This window comes from Gardnerella nova (assembly GCF_049244055.1).
GTDB classification, from domain to species: Bacteria; Actinomycetota; Actinomycetes; order Actinomycetales; family Bifidobacteriaceae; genus Bifidobacterium; species Bifidobacterium vaginale_H.
On sequence record NZ_CP058369.1, the window covers coordinates 1,632,436 to 1,654,537 of the forward strand.

Genomic DNA, 22,102 nt, shown 5'->3' on the forward strand with positions numbered 1-22,102 from the left:
CAATTGTCATTCAATTTTCACTATTTTTGTGAAGATGCTGAGATTGCGGAGGTGTAACGATGGTTTGTGTAGGAGGGCGTTACCAACTATTAGGCGAGTTGGGACGCGGGGGTATTTCAACCGTTTTTCTTGCGGTTGATACTGTGCTACACAAACAGTGGGCGGTAAAAGAAACATTGCTTCAGGGGAGTCAAGCTCACTGTCAGCGTATCGTTCAGTCGCTTCATACTGAAGTTGAGGTGTTGAAAGCGTGCGATCATCCAGCTATTCCTCGTATTGTTGACTTTTTTGAAGAAAATGGTCGGCTGTATGTTGTGCGCGACTATGTGAAAGGTTATTCGCTACAGTCGCTGGTTGAATCTCAAGGTTTACAGAATGCGCCAACGGTACGAGACTGGGGTATGCAATTATGCGAAATACTGGCGTATTTGCATGCGCATCACCCACCTATTGTGTATGGTGATTTGAAGCCTTCTAACGTGATGATTGTAGACAATGGCACAGTGCGTTTGATTGATTTCGGTGCAGCCACACGGTTGCGTGATGCTGACAGTGAGCTTGATGCTCATAGACCAGCTCGCACTGACGTTCGTTTTGTCACGCCTCGTTTTACAGCTCCTGAAGTAATAGATGGAAGCACGGGAATTACCCCTTCAAGTGACGTATACGCAATTGGTATGACGCTACGGTATGCCTTATTACCTAGCGATACGACGTCGGGCAGTTTGCAATCTACTTCAGACAACCATCAATATCGTGAAATGACAGAACAGTTGATAGCGGTGTTAGCAATTGCTACAGCTAAAGATCCTGCGCAACGATACCCAAGTTGTGAAGCAATGTTTGCTGCTTTAGAAGATTGTTGCAATGTGACAGCGCAGCGCTCGCGTTCAGAAGTGAGTATTGATGAGCGAAAACAGCAAAGTCGACGAAGCAAACGGCATAACAAACAGCACAATCGTGCGCGGGATAATAAACGACGTCTCACATTTTTGATAGCAGCAACTATTTTTGTATTGGTCGCAACGATATTATTGTGCACTTGCTTAAGCGGATTATTTGCCAAAGCTTCAACCAGAAATCATGCTACTACTTTCGCAAAGTCGCCAAATGATACTTACCTTACGTCGAATTATGTTCAGACAGATAACAGTGAAGAAAGTCGCATAAAAGGTGAGTATGACATGTTCGTTAATTTAACTTCGCAAGAAAATAATTCCAGTATTGCTGAAAGTTACGCGAAGCACGCTATGAAATTACAAAATCGTATGCTGATAAAACGCTATATTTTGCATTTATCGGCTCAACCATTGCAAATGTTGTTGCAAGCTCAGTTAGCTGATAAACGTTGGGGCAGCAATGAAGAACAGAGTATGATGTGTGCAATTGCAGAATACGAACAAACCTTGCGGTTGAATGCTAAGTCTTGGGCGCAGTTTTCACAGAGCATAGGACGCGCATATTGGCATTATTATGCCGGTTTTTCTGGGAAAGTTGAAGAATCAGAGCATATTGCGCGCGGAATTATTGCTGATCAGTGGTTCCAGGAAGCTACCCAGCATCGCGCAGCAGCAAGTAATCAAGCCAACGCAGCTTATACTATTCTCGCCAACAATTATGGGCGACTTGTTCAAACTACTTACGATTCGCATAACATAGCGTACTATCAACAATACGTGCGCAACCTACGTGAGTTACTACGTGTGGCTCGCAAACAAAAAGACAACAACCTGCGCTTGCGATCGGGGGAAGTTGTTGTGCAATCTGTATACGCTTACATAAGCATGTTCCTACATGCTGGAATTAGTGGCGACGAAGTAGAGAAACTGTGTGAGGACGCGCGCGATTTGCTTGAAGACTCACGCGATGGTAGTGAAATAGCCAAACAGCGGGCGCAACAAGCAATTGACATGTTGTCGCGTGTTCATGACGATATTGCTACAGTGTTCGCTGCAAACCAACAGCAGCATGCAAATAATACGGATTCGAATTCGACAAATATTCATGGCGGCACATTTGCCTTGGATGAGGCAACGGCAGCAATGAATTATCGGCATGTTAAACAGGCTCAAGATGTGCGCGTAGAAGAATTACAGCCGCACGCGCTAGCATCTCCCGCAAAAGTAATCGTTATGAAAAATGGTGTTGCGAAAGAACTAAGCCAACAGGATTTTTCAACGCGACGTGTGCAAGAAAACGGTGTGAAAAAACGAATCTATACCATATTTCAACGCAATTTTGCGGATAACGCGCACTATCAGGTGCGTATTATTTCAGTAGACAAAGCAGGAAATTATTACTGTAATGAATCCGGTGTGCAATATCGTAACGGCATAGTTCACGCAGATCCGGCTACAGTAAAATTTACTGTTGATAGCAATAAGCCTATCGTAAAAGCGTTAAATATTCGCAATAATGCGGTGTACCAATCTTCGTATGAAGGCAAGATTGCGCGTTTAAGCATACACGATGATACGGCGTTGCGAACGATATCGTTGAGTGTAGACGGGAAAATAGTTCGCACATGGCGCGGAAATGAAACGAAACAGAGAGAATTTTCTTTCCGATTAAAACCGGATGGCGTGTCGCATAACCTGCTTATAAAAGCTGTTGATTATGCCGGGAACGCGGCTTCGGTGCGATACGATAACGTCATTGTATTGCAAATCAACGGTGGAAAGTACGCGCGGTAAGTGCCTATCAGTTAGTTCAATCAGTAGGAATCGAATCGGTAAGAATCGAATCAGTACGAACCAGCGCAGCAATATCATGTCGAATACGAGATAACAATAAAAAAGCCCACTGCGGTGGAATGAATGCAGTGGGCTTCGTGGAGCTAATGGTAATCGAAACCACGACCTCTTCGATGCGAACGAAGCGCTCTACCAACTGAGCTATAGCCCCAATGTAAAACGTAACGCTTTACAAAGTATTGTCTTACAACAACTCTGCACACTGTACTACAAACCGCGTATAAAAACAATATTTCTTAAAGCACAGTGTGCTCGAGTGTCGTGAAGGAGATATTAATTTATTTGCTGGCTTTCTTTGCTTGATGCGCTTTGTATAAACCTATAAACGTTGGTACCAAAGAAATCAGCAAAATGGCGACGATAACCAATTCAAAATTCTTTTGAACGAAAGGAATGTTGCCAAAGAAGTAACCCAGCAACGTAAACAACGATGACCACACGAGTCCGCCGAGAACTGAAAATGGGGTGAAACGAATCCAACGCATGCCAGAAACGCCGGAAATAAACGGCATAAATGTGCGAATAAACGGGAAGAATCGTCCCAAGAATACGGCTAACGGACCCCACTTTTCGATCATGCCCTCAGTTTTGGCAACGCGTTCAGGAGTAAGCGCCTTCACTTTGCCGGACGCCACAATGCGTCGTCCAAAGAAGTGCCCAATAAAGTAATTGCACTGATCGCCAATAATCGGAGCGAGCCAGACTGCAGCAAGCAGTAGAGGCAAGGGGAGTGCGCTATGCCCTGTTTGAGCGTCAGGAGCAGCAAAAAAGCCAGCGGCAAAAAGTAATGAATCTCCCGGAAGGAATGGGAAGAAAACTACGCCTGTTTCAATGAAAACAATAAGAAAAATAAGTCCTAGTGCGGGTGCTGTGCCCATCGCAATCCAGCTGGCGATAGCCGATCGTGGATCCTTAAGTAAGTTGACAATAAAATGAATAAATCCCATGATGTCCTGTCGTAGTTGCGCGATTTATTGCCGCTTTTTGAAGGCAGCAAAATGCTGTTATTACGAGATTATCAGCCGGCATAAACGGTCAAATGCTTTTATGAACGCTATTTGTTTCGCGACACTTAGCATACAATAATAAAGTAATAGTGTGTTATGCATGAGTAGAATCATGCTGGAAACTTGGTAAAAGTAAGATTTGCGGGAGGAATGTTTTATGGTGTTGAAGAATGAAAATAATTCAGAGCTTCCTCAAAGTTTTTCCCCGCTTAAGGTTAGAAAGCGCCCTACTTTTGCTAAAGACGCTGCTGCAAATGCTGCTGCTGGAAAAATTGACGATACTAAAGCTGCTACTGCAAAAGCCGAGGTTACAAAAGCTGATACTGCCGACAATAGCGAAACCAAAATTTCTTCTGAATACTTAAATTCCGATTTGCCGGAAACCGATCTTTCTATTGCTGATTTTTCACGCAAACACGCGAATCCTAAGCGTTGGTGGCTGTATTTGGCAGTGTTGCTTATTGCTATTGTGATTCCTTATTGGATTGGTCGCACGCTTGCGGTTCAGCATACTGCGTGGGTGGTTTCGCATTATTCTGGATTATCAGCTAAGGGCGTTGTGTTTATTTCTTGGTTGGTGACGGTTGCAGCTTTTACTAGTCTTGCTATGGCTTTGATTGAGTCGCGTAGCTGGTTGTGGCGATTTATTTTTGTAATATTTCTTGCGTTTGAGCAGTTTATTGCTGGGCTTTGTATGTTGAGTATGAGTTTTTGGTATTCAACGTATGTAGTGTATGGTGCTTCTTCTGGTTTGGCGAATGCTGCTAACCTGGGCATTATTTCTGCAGGTCTTGCTGTTGCTGTGTTTGCCGTGCTTTTTGTGGGGCTTTTGGTGACTATTCCTAAGACTTCGCCTTTGAATGTGCTTACGCGCAGCTGGGCTTCGTTCATAATGTTTTACGCTGTTGAAGTGTTGGCAATAGTTGTGGTATTTTTTGGCGGTTTTATGACGGCAATGTAGGCACGGCTTTTACTAATAAGTTGTTTGCGCATTGTTGTACTATAAAAACTTGGCGTGTAACGCCCGCGGATTGAGAGCGCTATAGCAGAAGGCTGTGGCACCGCGCAGTAATATTAAGGAGGACGCCGTGGCATTAACGGCTGAAGATAAGAAGAATATTATCAACGAATACGCGACGCACGAGGGTGACACGGGTTCCCCAGAAGTGCAGGTTGCTTTGCTTAGCAAGCGCATTGCTGACCTTACTGAGCACTTGAAGGAGCACAAGCACGATCATCATTCTCGTCGTGGTCTGCTTCTCATGGTTGGTGATCGTCGCCGTCTTCTCGATTATTTGAAGCGCGTTGATATCAACCGTTATCGTTCTTTGATTGAACGACTCGGCTTGCGTCGATAGTCTTGTAGCCCGGGCTTAAGCTCGGGCTTTTGTATAGTTGTACAGTTGTATAGTTGTATAGCTTGTGCGCACGTAAAGTTTTTGCGCTTATTACAATAGGCCCACATGTACATGATATTTGGGGTGAGTGTAGTGGGCAGTATTTAAGATTTATAACTAAAAAGTAAGATTTATAACTAAAAAGAATTAATAAATAATTCAACTCATAATTAAAAATTGAAGCATAATTGAATACGGATGATTGAAGTAACCGAAACAAAAAACACTACGAAATGTTGGCGTAACGCAAAGATTGCGAAAGTTCGTGAGGGATAGTAACAACGCGAAGCCGCCAATGTTGCTACGCATGTTGGTTGATTAGGTAAGTTAAGAAAAGGAGGAACCCGTGGAGGGTCCCGAAATTAAGGCTGTAGAAGCCGTTATTGATAATGGTTCATTTGGTAAGCGCACGTTGCGTTTTGAAACCGGTCGTTTGGCTCAGCAGGCAGATGGTGCTGTTGCTGCGTACTTGGATGACGATTCCATGATTTTGTCGACGACTACCGCAGGCTCTAGTCCGAAGGAAAATTATGATTTCTTCCCTCTGACTGTCGATGTGGAAGAAAAAATGTACGCTGCTGGTAAAATTCCAGGTTCGTTCTTCCGCAGGGAGGGTCGTCCTTCTAACGAGGCAACGTTGGCTTGCCGTATTATTGACCGCCCGTTGCGTCCGCTTTTCCCGCATACTTTGCGTAACGAAGTGCAGGTTGTGGAAACAATTTTGGCTATTAATCCGGATGATGCTTACGATGTCATCGCTTTGAACGCTGCTTCTGCATCTACTATGATTTCTGGTCTGCCATTTGAAGGCCCAGTTTCTGGCGTTCGTTTGGCTTTGATTGATGGTCAGTGGGTTGCTTTCCCGCGTTGGAGTGAGCGTGAGCGCGCTGTATTTGAGATTGTGGTGGCTGGCCGTGTGATTGAAAACGGCGATGTTGCTATTGCAATGATTGAAGCTGGTGCTGGTAAGAACGCTTGGAATTTGATTTACAATGAGGGTCAAACTAAGCCGGATGAGGAAGTTGTTGCCGGTGGTTTGGAAGCTGCTAAGCCGTTTATTAAGGTGATTTGCGAGGCTCAGAACGAGTTGAAGCGTATTGCAGCTAAGGAAACTAAGGAATTCCAGCTTTTCCCAGAGTACACTGATGAACTTTACGCTCGTATTGACGAGATTGCTCATAAGGATTTGGACGAGGCTCTTTCTATTGCTGAGAAGCTTCCTCGTCAGGATCGTATTGAGGAGATTAAAGAGAGTGTGCGTGCAACGCTCGCTGAAGAGTTTACGGATATGGATGATGCTGAGAAAGAAAAAGAGCTTGGCAATGCGTTCAAGGAGCTTCAGCGTCAGATTGTTCGTCGCCGTATTTTGACTGAGGATTATCGTATTGACGGCCGCGGTTTGCGCGATATTCGTACGCTTTCTGCCGAAGTTGATATTGTGCCTCGCGTGCACGGTTCTGCACTTTTCCAGCGCGGTGAAACCCAGATTTTGGGTGTAACTACGTTGAATATGTTGAAGATGGAACAGCAGGTTGATGCGCTTTCTGGTCCACAGACTAAGCGTTATATGCACAATTACGAGATGCCTCCATATTCCACTGGCGAAACTGGCCGCGTTGGTTCTCCTAAGCGTCGTGAAATCGGTCACGGTGCTTTGGCTGAGAAGGCTTTGGTGCCTGTGTTGCCTGGACGCGAAGAGTTCCCTTATGCTATTCGTCAGGTGTCTGAGGCTATTGGTTCTAACGGTTCCACTTCTATGGGTTCCGTGTGCGCTTCTACGCTTTCTTTGCTTGCAGCGGGCGTGCCGTTGAAGGCTCCGGTTGCGGGTATCGCTATGGGCTTAGTGTCTGGCGATGTTGACGGCAAGCACATTTTTAAGACTTTGACGGATATTCTTGGTGCAGAAGATGCGTTTGGTGACATGGACTTCAAGGTAGCTGGTACTTCTGAGTTCATTACGGCTTTGCAGCTTGACACTAAGCTCGATGGTATTCCAGCTGATATTTTGGCTGCCGCTTTGCAGCAGGCTCACGAAGCTCGTGCCACGATTCTTGAAGTGATTAACGAGTGCATCGATTGCCCAGCTGAGATGAGCCCATTTGCTCCGCGCATTATTACCACTACGATTCCTGTGGATAAGATTGGTGAGGTCATTGGTCCTAAGGGTAAGATGATTAATCAGATTCAGGAAGAAACTGGTGCGGAAATCGCTATTGAAGATGATGGTACCGTTTACATTTCTTCCGAGGGTGGTGAAGCTGCTCAGAAGGCTAAGGATATTATTGATTCCATTGCCAATCCTCGCGTGCCGAAAGCCGGCGAAACTTTCACCGGTAAGGTGGTGAAGACTACAAGCTTTGGTGCTTTTGTGAATTTGACTCCTGGAACTGATGGTTTGCTTCACATTTCGCAGATTCGTAATTTGGCGAACGGTGAGCGTATTGACACGGTTGAGGATGTGCTGAAGGAAGGCGATAGTGTTGAGGTAATCGTGCAGAGCGTGGATGAGCGCGGCAAGATTTCTTTGGCTATTCCAGGTTTTGAAGATCAGGAGTCGTCGGCTCCTGCGGGACGTGATAATCGTGGTCGCGGCTCTCGCGACGAGCGTGATTACCGCGGCGGCCGCGGACGTCGCGACGATCGTGATTCTCGCGATCGCGATGAACGTGATTCTCGCGACGAGCGTCCTCGCCGTCGTGTGCGCGACGATCGAGATGACCGCGACGATCGTGATTCTCGTGATGACCGTTATGCTGATCGCGATACTCGCTATGATGAGCGTGCTGCTCGTCGCGACGACCGCCGTGATTCGCGCGACGATCGTGCGGATCGCTATGACGACAACGATTTTGACGAGCGTCCTCGCCGTCGTGTGCGCGACGATCGTTACGATGACCGTGATACGCGTGATTCTCGTGATGACCGCGATAATCGTGATGCTCGCGACAATCGTTCGGAGCGCACTGATCGCACGAGTCGTCGCGCTTCTGCCGACCGCCGCGGCTCGGATCGTAATCCGCGCTACGCTGCAGATGACGACCACTATGACGAATATCGTTCGGCTCGCGAGGAGCGCACTGAGCGTCCGCGTCGTCGCGTTCGCCGCGATTTTGACCCATTTGATGAGGATTAATCGCTCAAACTTAATTAAGTAATGAATATTGTTGCCTAAGTCGAATAATTAAGTCGAATAATTAAGTCGAATAGTCATTACTTTACGAAGTGCCCCTACTGTGCGTTTGCGCAGGGGGCACTTTTATATTCAACGTAAGGTGAGCAACGCAAGGTGAGAAACACTTCTTATATTCAATCTGTGCAATAAAATATATTTCGTTAGTGCTCGCGTTTGCGATGATCGCGAAGTAACGTAAGCAATAAAGAACGAAGTAACAACGTAGTAAAGTAACAACGTAGTAAAGTAACAAACGACGTAACAGTCGAATCGTCTACAAAACAGGGGGCATATATGGTTATGAATCGTGCAATAGGCTCGTTTAACACCACGGCTATTGGCTTTGGTGAGATGCCGTTAACTATCGAAAATAATCTCGGCCACGATACGGGTATCGAAACTATTCACGCAGCTCTTGACGCTGGCTGCACACATATCGATACGGCGTGGGCGTATTACTGCTCTGGTGGCGAAGAACAAACCGGCGAAAAATTAGTTCGAGAAGCGTTGGACACCTGGAAGGGCGACAAAACCTCTATTCTCGTGGCTACTAAAGTTGGTCATTTCCGCAACTTTACCGACGGTCGCCCAACGTGGGGCAAGGATGGCAAGCCGGAGCATCTTATCAAGCACGCGAAAGAGTCGGCAATGGCTCTTGGTGTTGACACAATTGATCTTCTGTATTTCCACCGTCCGGATCCTGAAGTGCCATATAACGAATCTATTGAAGCAATGCAACAGTTGCTTGACGAGGGTGTGGCGCGAGAAATTGGTATTTCTAACGCTTCCGTTGAACAAATTGACATTGCGCGCGAAATTTTAGGGGATAAGCTTGTAGCAGTGCAAAACCAGTATTCGCCAGTACATTTGGAAAACGAAGATACGTTGCAGCATTGCGAAAAGCTTGGTATTGCTTTTGTTTGCTGGAGTCCGCTTGGAGGATTCCGCCACCCGTATGACGATCATCTTTTTGATCCGTTCCGCAAAGTTGCTCAGGCTCATGGCGTAAGTTATCAGCAGGTTGTGCTTGCGTGGGAGCTTGCAAAGGGCGAGCACGTGTTTGTTATTCCTGGTGCGCACAGGCCGGCTACGATTTTGGATAGTTTGAAGGCTTCCGAATTGCACTTAAGTGACGAAGAATTAGCTTATCTTAAGTAATCTTAAGTAATCTTAAGTAATCCAAAAACTAATTGCTGAACGTAATGCACAAAGTAATACAGAAAGAAAGCAAAATATGCAGCAAACAAGCGTAACCGGTATGCCACTTCCACACGAAGACAAAGAAGGCTTGCCCATTCCCGTAACTATTCCAATAGCATTGGGCAGTCGTACGCGTGCAGTGTTTACGACGCGATTGGGCGGCATTTCCGAAGGCAGCTTCGCTTCGCTCAATTTAGGCGGTCGAGCTGGAGATAGTTCGGAAGCGGTAGCTAGCAACCGTGCAGCTTTACAACGTGCGTTGCAAGCAGATTTATCACTTGTTGCTCAAGTCCACGGTAAGGAAGTGTTTGACGCTGATAGTGCAGTGAATTCATGGAATAGCGCCTATGGTTTCGATGCCACCGGTTTCGCGCATGCTGATGTGAGGATTGAGGCAGATGCGCAGGTTACTACGGCTTGCTCGTTGGCGTTGGGTATGTTTGCTGCGGATTGCTTGCCAGTTTTACTTGCTGACGATCAAGCAGGAGTGATTGCTGCAGCGCATTGTGGGCGAAAAGGTTTAATGGCAGGAGTGCTTGATTCGGCAATTGAAGCTATGTGCAAAAAAGGTGCTGAAATTTCGCGTATTGCTGCTGTGCTAGGTCCTTGCATTTGCGGTGATTGTTACGAAGTTGGTGAGGACATTGCGCTTGACTTCGAACGACGATACCCGCAGACGGTTACGAAAACACGTTTTGGAGGTTTGGGTATTGATATTGCTGAAGCTGCGCGCATAGATTTAGCGCTCGCGGGAGTGACGGATATTGTTGATGCGTTACCGCGTGTTACGGCCGCAACGCAATACTTGTCTGACGATGAGGAGTTGCGTACGATTTGCCAGGTGGATGGTGAAGGTGCCGTTTTGAAGGAACGTTTGCAAGATCTGCGCAATCCAATGTGTACTTTGGAAAATCCTTTGTGGTACTCGCATCGTCGCGCGGCGCTCACCGGAAAAACGCATGAAGGTAGGCTTTTAGCGCTTATTGTGAAAGATAATTAGTAATCAGTTAGCACGAAGTTACGAAATAAAGTTACGAAATAAAGTTACGAAATAAAGTAAGCGGAAAGTTAAGGCTGGAACATGCAACGCATCAATGTGGTAATTTCAGGATTTGGTCCGTACGAAGACTTGGAAGTAAATCCATCCTACGAAGTATCGCACGCGCTTGCCAATAGTGAAAACGCTGCCACTATGCAACCTTCGGATGACGTGTTGCTTCACGTTACTTCCGTCGCGTTACCTATTAGTTTCGCTAACGCCTGGCCTGAATTGTTGGCTACTATTGAACGCGAACAGGCTGATATTGTGATTGCGACTGGGGTAAAGCATGCTGCGCGCGGTGTGTTACTTGAGCGTTGCGCGACGAATGTTATAGATACCAATAAGCCGGATGCTGACAATAGCCGTCCGGAGCGAACAAAAATTGTGGAAGAAGGTCCGGCTGCGTATTGGACACGTCTTCCGTTAAGAAAGATTTTGCAATGTTTCGCGCACGATCGTATAGCATCCACTTTAAGTTCAGACGCTGGAACATACGTGTGTAATTCACTGTTCTATCAGCTACTTAATTGGGCTTCTGGGCAATCTCGCAACGTTCTCGCCGGCTTTGTCAGTTTTCCTCCAGTTGCTGTGGGGAAAGCGCGTTGCGGTTTGCCTTTGCAGAAGCAAATTGAAGCTGGACAGGATATTGTGCGTGAGGCTGCGCGATACTATGTGAAACCTTCCTCGCATGGTTTGTTGCTTGAGTAGCGTGTGTTGCGGTAAGTCAGGTTAGCTTGCGTACTTTGGAGCGGTTGTTTTTTATTGTGAAACGTTCTGTTTTTACTGTAAAACGTCCCTTTTCTTTACTGCATTTTTTGTTGCTGCTTAAGATGTTTGTGTGAGCTTCGCAAAAACGTGCGCCACGCCCGAGTGTTTTGTATGTGTAAGTGATAGCGTTGATGCTGATGGTGTATGCACAGCGTGTTGAGGTAGCTGTGTGGGGGCTTGGAAAGGAACATTATGGTAGCGGATTTATTCCCAACCGCGCTGCGTGGATACGATAAAGACAAGGTAAATGAAGCCTTTGCAAACTATGAGCGTACTATTTCACGATTGCGTGAGCAGGTGCGTTCTAGCGATGAGTCTATTCTGCAATTGCAAGCACAGTTGCAGGAAGAAAAAAATAACGTGAAGCGCGCGAAAAGCGGTACTACTTTTGCGTCTTTGGGTGCAAACGCGCAGCAGCTGTTGGCCTCGGCAGAGCAGACGAGTGCCCAATTACTTGAGCGTGCTAAGCAAGATTCTGCGTCAATTAAGAAGAATGCGCAGGCTCAGGCTGGGACGCTTCTGAACAACGCTAAGCTCGATGCAGCTCACTTAATGCAGGAAGCTAAAACTAAAGCCGATACTATGCTGTCAAATGCTACCAAAAAGTCTACGCAAATGATGCAGGCAGCTCAGGAGGATTCGGCTCGTTTGCGCGATACGACTGCGAAAGACGTGCAAGCGCAGCGAGATGCGGCGGAGTTAGCTTTGCAAAATGCCCACGAGGAGCATACGAAGCGTATGGCTTCGGAGCGCGCTCAGCAGGAAAGTAACATTGCGCAACTTAAGTCGGATGCAGCTCAGAAGATTGCTGAGCAGCGTGCTGCGGCGAATGAGGAAATTGCGCGCGCTAAGGCGGAAACGAACGATCAGATTGAGTCTGCTCTTGCGGAAGCAAACAAAAAGTTAGCGGATATGCGCGAACATGCTTCAAAGATGATGGCTGACGCACAACGTAAGGCTGGCGAAATTACGGATGCAGCTGCGGCTAAAGCGCAGGAAATTGCGGACGACGCTCAAGTTGAGCGCACTCGCACATTAAGCCAGGTTAGTGCGGAAGTTGAGCAGATTCGTGCGGATATTGCGGCTCAGCAGGAAGAAGCTACTAAGAAGGTTGACGCTCTGCTTTCTGGTTTGAAAGAGAAGGAAAGTGCTGCGCAGGAAGAGGCGGATGCTTTGGTTGCGCGTGCTAAGGAAGTGCATCAGGAGGCCGACGATTACGCTGCTCAAACGCATAAGGCTGCTGACGATCAAGCTGCAGATATTGTGCGTAAGGCTATGCAGGATGCTACTGCGCAGGTTGAAGAGCGCAGGGCTGCTGCTCAGCAGGAGCTGGATGGTATGACTGCGCGATTGAGCCAGTTGCAGCATCGCGAGGCGACGATTACGCAGCGCGTTACGGAATTGCGCTCGCTGTTTGCTAATGCGTTCTCGGGATTTGATTTTGGTGACGCTCAGCAGACTCAGCAGAATGCGGGTGTGGATGAGAATGTTGACGATGCTGATGACGCTGCTGCGCAGTCTTCTGTGGATGCTAAGCAGGCTCAGCGTGATGTTCAGGCTGCTTTGGCTGAGTCTGAGGCTGAGGATGCTCAGGGTGAGGACGAGTAGTAGCGTAGAGTAGTGGCGTAGAGTAGTAGCATTGAAAATATTGGTAACGCTAGCACGAGAGTGTTAGCGTTATCGTATGTTTACGGCTCATGTGTACAGTGAGATACGTTCCAAATAAGAAAATTGAAAAATAGGATACTAAAGATTCAAAGGAAGGTTAGCATAGTGACTGAGATTACTGCTTTAACTGACGAAGCATTGCAGGGTTTGCGTGGAGATTTTGATGCAAATCCGTGGAATCGTTTGGCGATGAATGGCGTAACTGCTGCTGGCATTGATAAGGTTGCTCGCAATTACGACCGCGCTCGCTTGTTGCAGCGTCGTTTTTCGACGATTGTTGATAATGGCGACGCTACGCATCAGGATCATTCTGGTCGCTGCTGGTTGTTTAGTTCGTTGAATGTGGCTCGTTTTGTTGCTAAAAAGTCGCTTGGTTTGAAGGAATTTGAGTTTTCTCAGAACTATGCCATGTATTATGACAAGCTTGAGCGTATTAATTACTTCTTGAAGGATGTTGCGGCTTTGGTTCGCGCTGGTGAGCCTTCTGATTCTAGACTTGTGCAGCATTTGTTGCACGAGGTTATGGGCGATGGTGGCCAGTGGACGATGGCTATGAACGTTTATAAGAAGTATGGTGCTGTGCCGAAGGATTTGTTCCCTGAGACTGCTTCTTCTATGAGTACTGATGTTATGAATACGCAGTTGCGCGCGCTTTTGCACACTGCTGTGGCTCACATGTATGCGAATGCTACTGAAATCGATGAGATTATTGCGCAAACTACTGCTGCAGGTCACAGGATTTTGACGATTCATTTGGGTGAGCCGCCTAAGAGTTTCGACTGGGAGTGGACTGATAAAGACGGCAAGTTCCATCGCGATGGTGAGATTACGCCGGTTGAGTTCTGGAAGAAGTATGTGAACGCTGGTCTTGAGGATTACGTGTGCTTGGTTGACGATCCTCGTGCTGAGCATCCAAAGGGTAAGAAGATTGCTATTGAGCATTTGGGAAATGTTGCTGGCGGAGATGCGACCGAGTATTTGAACGTACCTAATCAGTTTATGAAGGATTGCGTGCGTAAGGTTCTCGTTGAGCAGGGTATTCCGGTTTGGTTCGGTGCTGATTGCCATCCGATGATGGATCGTGAGAATGGTGCTTGGGCTACGGATTTGTTTGAGTATGGTCGTGTGTATGGCGTTGATTTTGACTTGGATAAGGAAGCGCGCGTGCGTTTCGCTGATTCTGCGATGAATCATGCTATGGCTTTTGCTGGTGTGGATGTTGCTGATGATGGTACGACCACTCGTCGTTGGCGTGTGGAGAACTCTTGGGGCGCGGATATTGCGGACAAGGGTTACTTTACGATGAGCGACGATTGGTTTACTGAGTACGTGTACGAGGTTGCGGTGCCAAAGAATATGCTTCCTGAGGAATATCGCAAGGCACTGGAAGAGCCAGCAATAGTATTACCGGCATGGGATCCAATGGGCACTCTCGCATAGGCTAATTTCATTAGGAAATTAGCCTACACGAGAGTGCCGCGCTTGCTATTTGCGAAAAGCACGGGGTGCTTTTCGCGCAAGCGCGGCGGTGCGCGTTCTAAAAACGCGCACCGACCCCATCAGGTGGGTTTTGTTTATTTTTGGGTTTTTGTTTGGCGTGCATTTGGCCTAGCTTAAGCGCGCACCGACCACACCGATTCAGATATAATTCTCTACTCGCACCCGTCAGCAGCCTAATTGCGCGACTTTAGTTGCACAAATATTAGCGTGGTGGAGATTTGAGATTTTTCGCGCTGAGCGAAGACGGACGTCAGAGCCGAAGGCTACTGACAAGTCGAGCGAAGAAGAAAAATCGAAAAATCTCGGCGATTAAGCGAGGTTATTAACGATTAGCACGCAGAGTTTGGGGGATTTCTCTACGAGCACTAAAAGAGGACTGAGCGAACGCAACACAACATAAACAAGGTTTTACTACAGTAAAAATGTTTCACATGAGTGCGGAGTGAAGGACGGGACGTGCGAGGAGAGAAATCCCCCAAAACTCGCGCCACACCAAACAGGAATATAGAGCCACTCTAAAGAAAAAATTATGTTTTCAAATATAAATTTCTTACCATGGTCTTAAATTAAATAAAATAAAACGTAAATATTGATAGTTATATTTGGCGGTGAACAAATGTCTTCTACAGCTGAGCAGCGTACTTCTCGCGCGGTAAAGAAGGAAGTTGAGGAGGGACGTAACCCTCTTAATTCTGCGAAGTTCCAGCGCTGGGAGGACCAGGTTGGTGTGGATCGCATTATCAACCGTCGCGTGCTTGAGCTTGAGCCGCTGCCGACTCCTGCTCAGGTGCTTGGCGAGTTGCCGTTGTCGCCGTATGCGCAGGATATTGTTGCGCAATCGCGTGATGAGATTCGTGGTTGCTTGAATGGCGACGATGATCGCTTGTTGGTTATTGTTGGCCCGTGTTCTGTGCATGATCCTAAGGCTGCTCTTGATTATGCGAGTCGTTTGGCTAAGTTGCGTTCGGAGCTTGAGGATGAGCTTCTTATTGTTATGCGCGTGTATTTTGAAAAGCCGCGTACGGCTCTTGGCTGGAAAGGTTTGATTAACGATCCGGATATTGATGGCACGCATGATATTCATAAGGGTTTGTTGCTTGCGCGTAAGACTTTGCTCGGCGTGTTGGATGCTGGTTTGGCTGCTGCTACTGAGTTTTTGGAGCCGACCAGCCCGCAGTTTATTGCGGATGCTGTGAGTTGGGGTGCGATTGGTGCGCGTAATACTGAGTCTCAGATTCATCGTCAGCTTGCTAGTGGTCTTTCTATGCCTGTTGGTTTTAAGAATGCTACGGATGGTTCTGTTTCTGCGGCTGTGAATGGTTGTTTGGCTGCGAGCCAGCATCATACGTTCTTTGGTATTGATCATCTTGGTCGCGCTTGTGCTGTGCAGACTCTTGGTAACCCGGATTGTCACGTGGTTTTGCGCGGTTCTAGCAATGGTCCGAATTATGATGCTGCGTCGGTTGCTTCTGCTGTTGCTTCGATTCGTTTGCGTTTGGGCACTGGTTGTGTGGCTTCTAATGGCGTGGTTGTGGATTGTTCGCATGGTAATTCTGGCAAGGATGAGCGTCGTCAGATTGGGGTTGTGCGCGAGATTGCGGATCGTTTGGCTGCTGGCGAGCAGGGCATTAAGGGCGTTATGATGGAGAGCTTCTTGCAGGGTGGTAATCAGGATCCTGCGCCTCTTAGCGAGCTTGAGTACGGCAAGTCTATTACGGATCGTTGTATTTCTTGGGAAGATACTGCCGATTTGCTAAGAACTTTAGCTGAATCTGTTGCAACACGCCGTAGAGATTAGATATTAGAGATTGTAGTAATATAATCCCAATTTACTTCTGCTCGGCTTATATTTCTTACTGTATTTGCCGGCTATTTTTGCATTATTTTGTGTACAAGGGAGTGTGCTGAAATGTGTAGCAAAGACTTGAATAAAGCGAATAAAGCAGATAAAGCGAATAAAGGTTTTGCGTGTAAAGCGTTTCCGATTGTGAAATATGTGCTGTTTGCTTTGATTGCAACTGGTGTTATTTTGCTTGCTTTTGCATGGTATCGTGGCACTCACAGTGCTGGGTATACGCTTGTGGCGGATTCTGCATTTTGGTTTAGCGTTTTTATGCCGTTTGTAACTGGAATCGTTTTGCTTATTTTTGCTCGCGGGTGGCGTCGTATCGTTGGCACTTTAGTTTGTGTGCTTCTTATAGTTGGATTTTTCGCTTTTCTTGCCTTGCAGGATCAAATTATTGCGTTTTTCAACGTTCCTATTACGAATCCTTGGTTTGATTTTACGTGTGGTGCATTGCTGAAGATTGCTACTTTAACTTTTGTTATTATGACTTTAGTGTGCGTGTTTTTGGTTAAGAATAACGATAAATGCGTAAGTGGCGAAGTAAAAAAGGATGATTCTGTTAATGTCTAATATTGAAAAACTTACGAAAGTTGATATTACTAAAGTTGCTATTGTTGGCGCTTTAGAGGAGGAAGTTGCGCATATTGCTAGCGCGCTTGAAAACGTGACTCACGATAAGTCTGCAAGCCTTGATGTATCTTGCGGTACTCTCGACTCGGCGAATGGCAGCAAAATCGAAGTCGCGGCTACGGTTGGCGGAATGGGCTTAGTAAATGCTGCTGCAACTGTGCAATATCTTATTGACGCATACCATCCTCAAGTCGTAATTTTTTCTGGAATTGCAGGAAATCTTAATAAAAATTTGCATACGAACGATGTTGTTCTTGGAAAAACTGTAAAATATCTCGATACCGATATGCGTTTAATCGGTCAATGGAAGCCGTTTGCAAGCGAGTTTCATTCGGATGATTATCTTCTTAACGTAGCTAGCAAAGTGCTTACCGATATGAAAATTATGCATATTGCTGGAACGATTGCATCCGGTGGCTATTTTGTTGATTCGCCAGAAAAAGTTGCGGAAGTAATTGCAGCTACTCAAGCCGATGCTGTGGAAATGGAAGGCGCCGCCGTCTTGCATGTGGCTGCGCGTAACGACGTTCCTGCTTTGGTTGTGCGCGCAATGAGTGACAATGCGGATACAAAATACGAGGAATTCCACACTTTCGACATTTCCGAATATGCGGACACTGCTGCAAAAATTACGGTAAATATTCTCCGCAATTTGTGACATTTCGACACGCTGAGGCGGTCGCCGACCTTCATTTTGCTTAAGTCGCGTCAAATATAGCGCCAAATACCGCCATTTTTAGTACCCACTTTATTTTTGCCGGTGCGGTTTTACCCACCTATTTATGATGATTGCGTTAATAAAAAAAGATAGGGATTAATTAAAAGAATGCGCCCAATTCGCAAATATGGCTATAGGAACGCGAAAATGTGGTGGGGCGCAAGGCAATTCTTCGCGAAAGGAAAGAAGAATATGCGTAACAATATGAATAAGTCAAATATGAATAAATTTAATATGAATAAAAGCGCTCTTAAGTTCCGTAGCATTGCTGCGGCCGCACTAACTTTCGGCTTGTGCGCAACTTGCGCTGCTTGCGGCGACAACGTTCCTGCAGACAACAACAACGCAGCTGGCGCACAGAATGCAAAAATTTCCGGCAATTTCCAAGGCTCTGGTGCTTCTTCGCAGCAGGTTGCAGTAGAAGCGTGGATCGCAGGATTCCAAGCCAAAAACAGTGGTGTAAAAATTGCTTACAATCCAACCGGATCTGGAGCTGGCGTTACTACTTTTATGACGGGAGCAACTGCCTGGGCTGGTTCTGATAAATCGTTAAGCGACGACGAGGTAGAAAAGTCAAAGTCGGTTTGCGCAAATGGTACTACAGCTTTCGACGTGCCTGTGTACGTTTCTCCAATTGCGATTATTTTTAACCTGAAGGGCGTTTCGGACGCTGGTAAGCATATTAATTTGGACGCTTCGACGATTGCTAAAATTTTCGACGGCAAGATTACAAGCTGGGACGACGACGCTATTAAGCAGCAAAATCCTAAGCTAAAACTTCCTAGCACTCCAATTACGGTTGTTCACCGCTCCGATAAGTCTGGCACAACGCAAAACTTCTTAAGCTATGTGAAGGATGCAGCTCCGGACGATTGGTCGCATGATCTTTCTGAAAATTGGCCGAATAGCGTCGGTCAAGGTGCTAAAGGCACTTCCGGCGTTGTGTCAACGGTTCGCATGGCTGATGGTGCTATTGGTTACGCTGATTTTTCACAAGTTGGTAAGCTCGGCACTGTTGCTGTGAAGGTGGGGGATACTTATAATGAGATTTCTCCTGAAGCAGCTTCGCAAACCTTGGCTGATTCCGAGATTGACTCTGATATCTCTGCAAAGTATCCTAACCGCGTTGTTATGAAAATTAATCATAATACGCAAACTAAGGGTGCGTACCCAATCGTGCTGGTTTCTTACGATATTTCTTGCCCGGTTTATAAGGATTCTGGAACTGCTAAGTTTGTGAAGTCTTGGCTTGGCTATGTAACCAGCGCGGAAGGTCAGAATGCTGCTTCTTCCGCCGCTGGAACGGCTCCACTTCCGCAAAATTTGGTAAGCAAAGTTAGTAAGTCAATTCAAGCGATTAAAACTGGAAAGTAAAAAATAAAAATCGGAAAGTAAAAATAAAAAGTAAAAACTTTTCGTAACTGATATTATGAAAAATATTAGTTATAAAGGAGCATGATTGAGTTCTACGAAAAATGCGAAAGCAGCTGCGGATAGTGCAAACGAAGCTACCCAAATTTCTGAGAAAAATAGCAGGAATTATGCTGGCAGCCATATTGCAGACCGCCTTTTTAAAGGCGTGGCTGCAGGCTGTGGCATGCTGATTTTGCTGGTGCTTACTGCTGTTGCACTGTTCCTGCTGTTTCGTGCTTGGCCGCTAATAAGCGGGGACCAAGTGCAGGTAAATCGTGTATTTTCCGACTTTACCGGCGGGAAAGCGCACGATTTTATAAGCTACGTGGCTCCTCTTATTTTCGGCACGGTGCTTATGTCTGCGCTCGCGCTGCTGTTCGCATTTTTCGTATCAATTGGAATTGCTCTATTTATTTCGTATTACGCTCCTAAAAAAATTGTTCCGCTGTTAAGTGGCGTGGTTGATTTGCTTGCTGCGATTCCGTCCGTAATTTACGGTTTGTGGGGCGGATTGGTGCTTGTGCCAGCAATGTATCCTTTTTGGGATTGGGTTTCTAAAGTTTTTGGCTGGATTCCGTTGTTTGCTGGGCCTGCGGCAAATCCTTCCAGAAGTGCTGCAACAGTTAGCTTAGTTTTGGCAGTTATGATTTTGCCGATTATTACTTCGATGGCTCGCGATATTTTCCAGCAGGCTCCGCGTTTGCAGCAGGAGGGTGCGTTGGCTTTGGGTGCTACGAAGTGGGAGATGATTAAGTTAGCTGTTCTGCCGTTTGCAAAGTCGGGTATTGTGTCTGCTTCGATGCTTGGCCTGGGCCGTGCTTTGGGTGAAACGATGGCAGTTTTGATGATTTTGTCTCCTGGATTTACTTTCGGGATCAATATTTTCAAGGCTTCTCAAAATCAAACTATTGCAGCAAATATTGCAGCGCAGTATCCGGAAGCGAACGGACTTGGCGTGAGTGCGCTTATTGCAACCGGCTTGGTGTTGTTTGTTATTTCTTTCGCTGTGAATTTTGTTGCTCGAAAGATTACTGAGAAGGTGGGTGCGTAATATGGTCGATCAGCGTGATCGTGCTGCTAACTCTGAGGCGGCTCCGGTTATAGATTTTGATAAGTTTCGCCCAACGCGTTCTTCGATTGCTGCGCGTAAGCGTAAAGATTTTTTGATGCGTTTGCTGATTTTTTTGTCGTTTGTGGTGGCGGTTATTCCGCTTGCTTCATTGTTATTCACTACTATTGTGCACGGTATTAAGCGATTAAATCTTGACTTTTTAACGCATAATATGACGTACGTAGTTGGCGGTAACGCTACAGGTACTGGCGGTTATGGCGGTGTTTTGCACGCTATTATTGGTACGTTTGAAATTACGTTGGGCGCTATGGTTATTTCGATTCCGGTTGGCCTGATGTGTGCCGTGTATTTGATCGAGTATGCTCGCGGTAGCAAAGTAGCTCGCATAATTAATCTGCTAGTTGACGTGATGAGTGGTATTCCGTCGATTGTTGCTGGCTTGTTTGCGTTTTCTATGTTTGCGCTTCTTGCTGGCCCCGGTACTATTAACGGTTTTGAAGGTTCCGTAGCGCTTTCTTTGCTTATGCTGCCAACGGTTGTGAAATCTTCCCAAGAGATGTTAAAGATTGTGCCGAACGATTTGCGCGAGGCGGCTTTGGCTTTGGGGGTAACTAAGCAGCGTATGATTACGAAAATTGTGTTGCGCACTGCGCTTCCGGGAATCGTATCTGGTTGTATTCTTGCAGTGGCTCGCGTAATTGGCGAAACTGCGCCGTTGCTTATGGCTGCTGGTTTTATTGCTTCCACTAATTTCAACTTGTTTGACGGACAGATGACGACGCTTCCGGTGTACGTTTACCAGGAATATTCCAAACTTTCTGCGAATTGTCCAGCTAACGCGCCGGCTTCTTGCGTCACGTCAATTCCAATGGAACGTGCGTGGGCTGCTGCTTTGGCGCTGATTGTGGTGGTGTTGCTGCTAAATATTATTGGACGCGTGGTGGCTCGCATATTTGCGGTGAAGGCAAAGTAAATTGCGTCAAAAGCGAAGTAAAGCAAAACAAAGCAAGATGAAGTAAAGCAAAACGAAAGATTTTAGAAAGCGAGTATAAAATGGGCCAACGTATTGACGTGAAGCATTTGAATATTTACTACGGTGATTTTCTCGCAGTAGAGGACGTAAATATTAATATTGAGCCAAATAAAGTGACGGCTTTTATTGGACCTTCCGGATGCGGAAAATCAACGGTTTTGCGCACTCTGAATCGCATGCACGAAATCACTCCGGGCGCTCGCGTGGAAGGTCAGGTGCTGCTTGAAGGACGCGATTTATATGGCAAAGACGTGGATCCAGTGGCAGTTCGACGAGATGTTGGAATGGTTTTCCAGCGCCCAAATCCTTTCCCAACAATGTCGATTCGTGAGAATGTACTTGCGGGCGTGCGTTTAAACAATCGCAAGATTGCTAAGCAGGACGCTGACGATTTAGTTGAGTGGGCTTTGCGAGGCGCGAATTTGTGGAATGAAGTTAAGGATCGCTTAGATAAGCCGGGTATTGGGTTGTCTGGCGGACAACAGCAGCGACTTTGCATTGCGCGAGCCGTTGCTGTGCATCCGCAAGTTTTACTTATGGACGAGCCTTGCTCAGCTCTTGACCCTATTTCTACTCTCGCAGTGGAAGATTTGATTAATGATTTGAAGCGTGAGTACACGATTGTGATTGTGACTCACAACATGCAGCAAGCTGCGCGTGTTGCGGATTACACTGCATTCTTTAATTTGAAAGCTGTAGGTCAGCCGGGGCATTTGGAATACTTTGCGGACACGACTACCATGTTCAACAATCCGCGCAATGCCGAAGCCGAACGCTATATTTCCGGCCGTTTTGGCTGAGTTTTTCTTTACCTTTTCAGTCTTGCTGCTGAATTTTTAACACTTTTTCCTTGGTGCGTTGGTCAGCACGTGCGCGTAAGGTC

The 22,102-nt window shown here is 46.5% G+C and carries 18 protein-coding genes and 1 tRNA gene; 16 read left to right on the forward strand and 3 right to left on the reverse strand.

All coding sequences use genetic code 11. The features are described from left to right. Positions 1-59: 59 nt before the first annotated feature. Positions 60-2,693, forward strand: coding sequence for a serine/threonine protein kinase (locus HXT56_RS06460; protein ID WP_421778077.1), 2,634 nt, complete (start codon positions 60-62; stop codon positions 2,691-2,693). Positions 2,694-2,709: 16 nt separating this feature from the next. Here HXT56_RS06460 and HXT56_RS06465 read toward each other — a convergent pair whose 3' ends face one another. The 3 genes from HXT56_RS06465 to HXT56_RS06475 form a co-directional block, all read right to left on the reverse strand. Further along, entirely contained in the window at positions 2,710-2,856 is a 147-nt protein-coding gene (locus tag HXT56_RS06465; protein ID WP_250309828.1) for a hypothetical protein, read from the reverse strand. After that, a tRNA-Ala gene (locus tag HXT56_RS06470) sits at positions 2,832-2,904 on the reverse strand. Before HXT56_RS06470 ends, HXT56_RS06465 begins: the two co-directional genes overlap by 25 nt. A 127-nt stretch (positions 2,905-3,031) precedes the next feature. Next, entirely contained in the window at positions 3,032-3,700 is a 669-nt protein-coding gene (locus tag HXT56_RS06475) for a DedA family protein (RefSeq protein WP_116712213.1), read from the reverse strand. Between the two features lie 217 nt (positions 3,701-3,917). On the opposite strand from HXT56_RS06475, the gene HXT56_RS06480 reads away from it, so the two are divergent. The 15 genes from HXT56_RS06480 (at position 3,918) to pstB (ending at position 22,019) form a co-directional block, all read left to right on the forward strand. Continuing rightward, positions 3,918-4,721 carry a teichoic acid transporter gene (locus HXT56_RS06480; RefSeq protein ID WP_421778078.1) on the forward strand — a complete coding sequence of 268 codons (804 nt, stop codon included), beginning with the start codon at positions 3,918-3,920 and terminating at the stop codon, positions 4,719-4,721. Positions 4,722-4,848: 127 nt separating this feature from the next. Beyond that, positions 4,849-5,118: a 30S ribosomal protein S15 gene (gene rpsO / locus HXT56_RS06485; protein WP_004109774.1), complete on the forward strand. Its 270-nt coding sequence runs from the start codon at positions 4,849-4,851 to the stop codon at positions 5,116-5,118. A 385-nt stretch (positions 5,119-5,503) separates the two neighbouring features. Then, entirely contained in the window at positions 5,504-8,290 is a 2,787-nt protein-coding gene (locus HXT56_RS06490) for a polyribonucleotide nucleotidyltransferase (protein ID WP_421778079.1), read from the forward strand. Between the two features lie 333 nt (positions 8,291-8,623). After that, positions 8,624-9,487, forward strand: coding sequence for an aldo/keto reductase (locus tag HXT56_RS06495; RefSeq protein ID WP_421778080.1), 864 nt, complete (start codon positions 8,624-8,626; stop codon positions 9,485-9,487). Between the two features lie 76 nt (positions 9,488-9,563). After that, positions 9,564-10,529 (forward strand): polyphenol oxidase family protein, encoded by a 966-nt coding sequence (locus HXT56_RS06500; protein ID WP_421778081.1) that lies wholly within the window; start codon positions 9,564-9,566, stop codon positions 10,527-10,529. An 81-nt stretch (positions 10,530-10,610) separates the two neighbouring features. Beyond that, positions 10,611-11,279, forward strand: a complete 669-nt coding sequence (locus tag HXT56_RS06505; protein ID WP_116712217.1) for a pyroglutamyl-peptidase I — start codon at positions 10,611-10,613, stop codon at positions 11,277-11,279. A 252-nt stretch (positions 11,280-11,531) separates the two neighbouring features. Beyond that, on the forward strand, positions 11,532-12,947 hold the full coding sequence (locus tag HXT56_RS06510; protein ID WP_250309825.1) for a cell division protein: 1,416 nt from the start codon (positions 11,532-11,534) through the stop codon (positions 12,945-12,947). Between the two features lie 165 nt (positions 12,948-13,112). Beyond that, a complete protein-coding gene (locus HXT56_RS06515) occupies positions 13,113-14,447 on the forward strand; it encodes a C1 family peptidase (RefSeq protein ID WP_116712219.1) in 1,335 nt (444 codons plus the stop codon). 676 nt (positions 14,448-15,123) lie between these two features. Then, on the forward strand, positions 15,124-16,305 hold the full coding sequence (locus tag HXT56_RS06520; RefSeq protein ID WP_421778082.1) for a 3-deoxy-7-phosphoheptulonate synthase: 1,182 nt from the start codon (positions 15,124-15,126) through the stop codon (positions 16,303-16,305). A 111-nt stretch (positions 16,306-16,416) separates the two neighbouring features. Continuing rightward, the gene (locus tag HXT56_RS06525) at positions 16,417-16,923 is read left to right on the forward strand and encodes a hypothetical protein (RefSeq protein WP_116712221.1); all 507 of its coding nucleotides are present in this window, start codon (positions 16,417-16,419) and stop codon (positions 16,921-16,923) included. Next, positions 16,916-17,641 carry a 5'-methylthioadenosine/S-adenosylhomocysteine nucleosidase gene (gene mtnN, locus HXT56_RS06530; RefSeq protein ID WP_421778083.1) on the forward strand — a complete coding sequence of 242 codons (726 nt, stop codon included), beginning with the start codon at positions 16,916-16,918 and terminating at the stop codon, positions 17,639-17,641. The genes HXT56_RS06525 and mtnN overlap by 8 nt, the downstream gene beginning before the upstream one ends. A 207-nt stretch (positions 17,642-17,848) precedes the next feature. Beyond that, a complete protein-coding gene (pstS, locus tag HXT56_RS06535) occupies positions 17,849-19,075 on the forward strand; it encodes a phosphate ABC transporter substrate-binding protein PstS (protein ID WP_250309821.1) in 1,227 nt (408 codons plus the stop codon). 142 nt (positions 19,076-19,217) lie between these two features. Then, the gene (gene pstC / locus HXT56_RS06540; protein ID WP_421778509.1) at positions 19,218-20,165 is read left to right on the forward strand and encodes a phosphate ABC transporter permease subunit PstC; all 948 of its coding nucleotides are present in this window, start codon (positions 19,218-19,220) and stop codon (positions 20,163-20,165) included. Position 20,166: 1 nt separating this feature from the next. After that, positions 20,167-21,159, forward strand: coding sequence for a phosphate ABC transporter permease PstA (pstA, locus tag HXT56_RS06545; protein ID WP_250309820.1), 993 nt, complete (start codon positions 20,167-20,169; stop codon positions 21,157-21,159). Between the two features lie 80 nt (positions 21,160-21,239). Next, entirely contained in the window at positions 21,240-22,019 is a 780-nt protein-coding gene (gene pstB / locus HXT56_RS06550; RefSeq protein ID WP_421778084.1) for a phosphate ABC transporter ATP-binding protein PstB, read from the forward strand. Positions 22,020-22,102 lie beyond the last annotated feature (83 nt).

Bases quoted from the DNA above. Each gene is read 5' to 3' on its own strand.
- HXT56_RS06460 (WP_421778077.1), top strand. From the start codon at position 60: ATGGTTTGTGTAGGAGGGCGTTACCAACTATTAGGCGAGTTGGGACGC.
- HXT56_RS06475 (WP_116712213.1), bottom strand. From the start codon at position 3,700: ATGGGATTTATTCATTTTATTGTCAACTTACTTAAGGATCCACGATCG.
- HXT56_RS06480 (WP_421778078.1), top strand. From the start codon at position 3,918: ATGGTGTTGAAGAATGAAAATAATTCAGAGCTTCCTCAAAGTTTTTCC.
- HXT56_RS06495 (WP_421778080.1), top strand. From the start codon at position 8,624: ATGGTTATGAATCGTGCAATAGGCTCGTTTAACACCACGGCTATTGGC.
- HXT56_RS06500 (WP_421778081.1), top strand. From the start codon at position 9,564: ATGCAGCAAACAAGCGTAACCGGTATGCCACTTCCACACGAAGACAAA.
- HXT56_RS06505 (WP_116712217.1), top strand. From the start codon at position 10,611: ATGCAACGCATCAATGTGGTAATTTCAGGATTTGGTCCGTACGAAGAC.
- HXT56_RS06510 (WP_250309825.1), top strand. From the start codon at position 11,532: ATGGTAGCGGATTTATTCCCAACCGCGCTGCGTGGATACGATAAAGAC.
- HXT56_RS06520 (WP_421778082.1), top strand. From the start codon at position 15,124: ATGTCTTCTACAGCTGAGCAGCGTACTTCTCGCGCGGTAAAGAAGGAA.
- HXT56_RS06525 (WP_116712221.1), top strand. From the start codon at position 16,417: ATGTGTAGCAAAGACTTGAATAAAGCGAATAAAGCAGATAAAGCGAAT.
- mtnN (WP_421778083.1), top strand. From the start codon at position 16,916: ATGTCTAATATTGAAAAACTTACGAAAGTTGATATTACTAAAGTTGCT.
- pstS (WP_250309821.1), top strand. From the start codon at position 17,849: ATGTGGTGGGGCGCAAGGCAATTCTTCGCGAAAGGAAAGAAGAATATG.
- pstA (WP_250309820.1), top strand. From the start codon at position 20,167: ATGGTCGATCAGCGTGATCGTGCTGCTAACTCTGAGGCGGCTCCGGTT.
- pstB (WP_421778084.1), top strand. From the start codon at position 21,240: ATGGGCCAACGTATTGACGTGAAGCATTTGAATATTTACTACGGTGAT.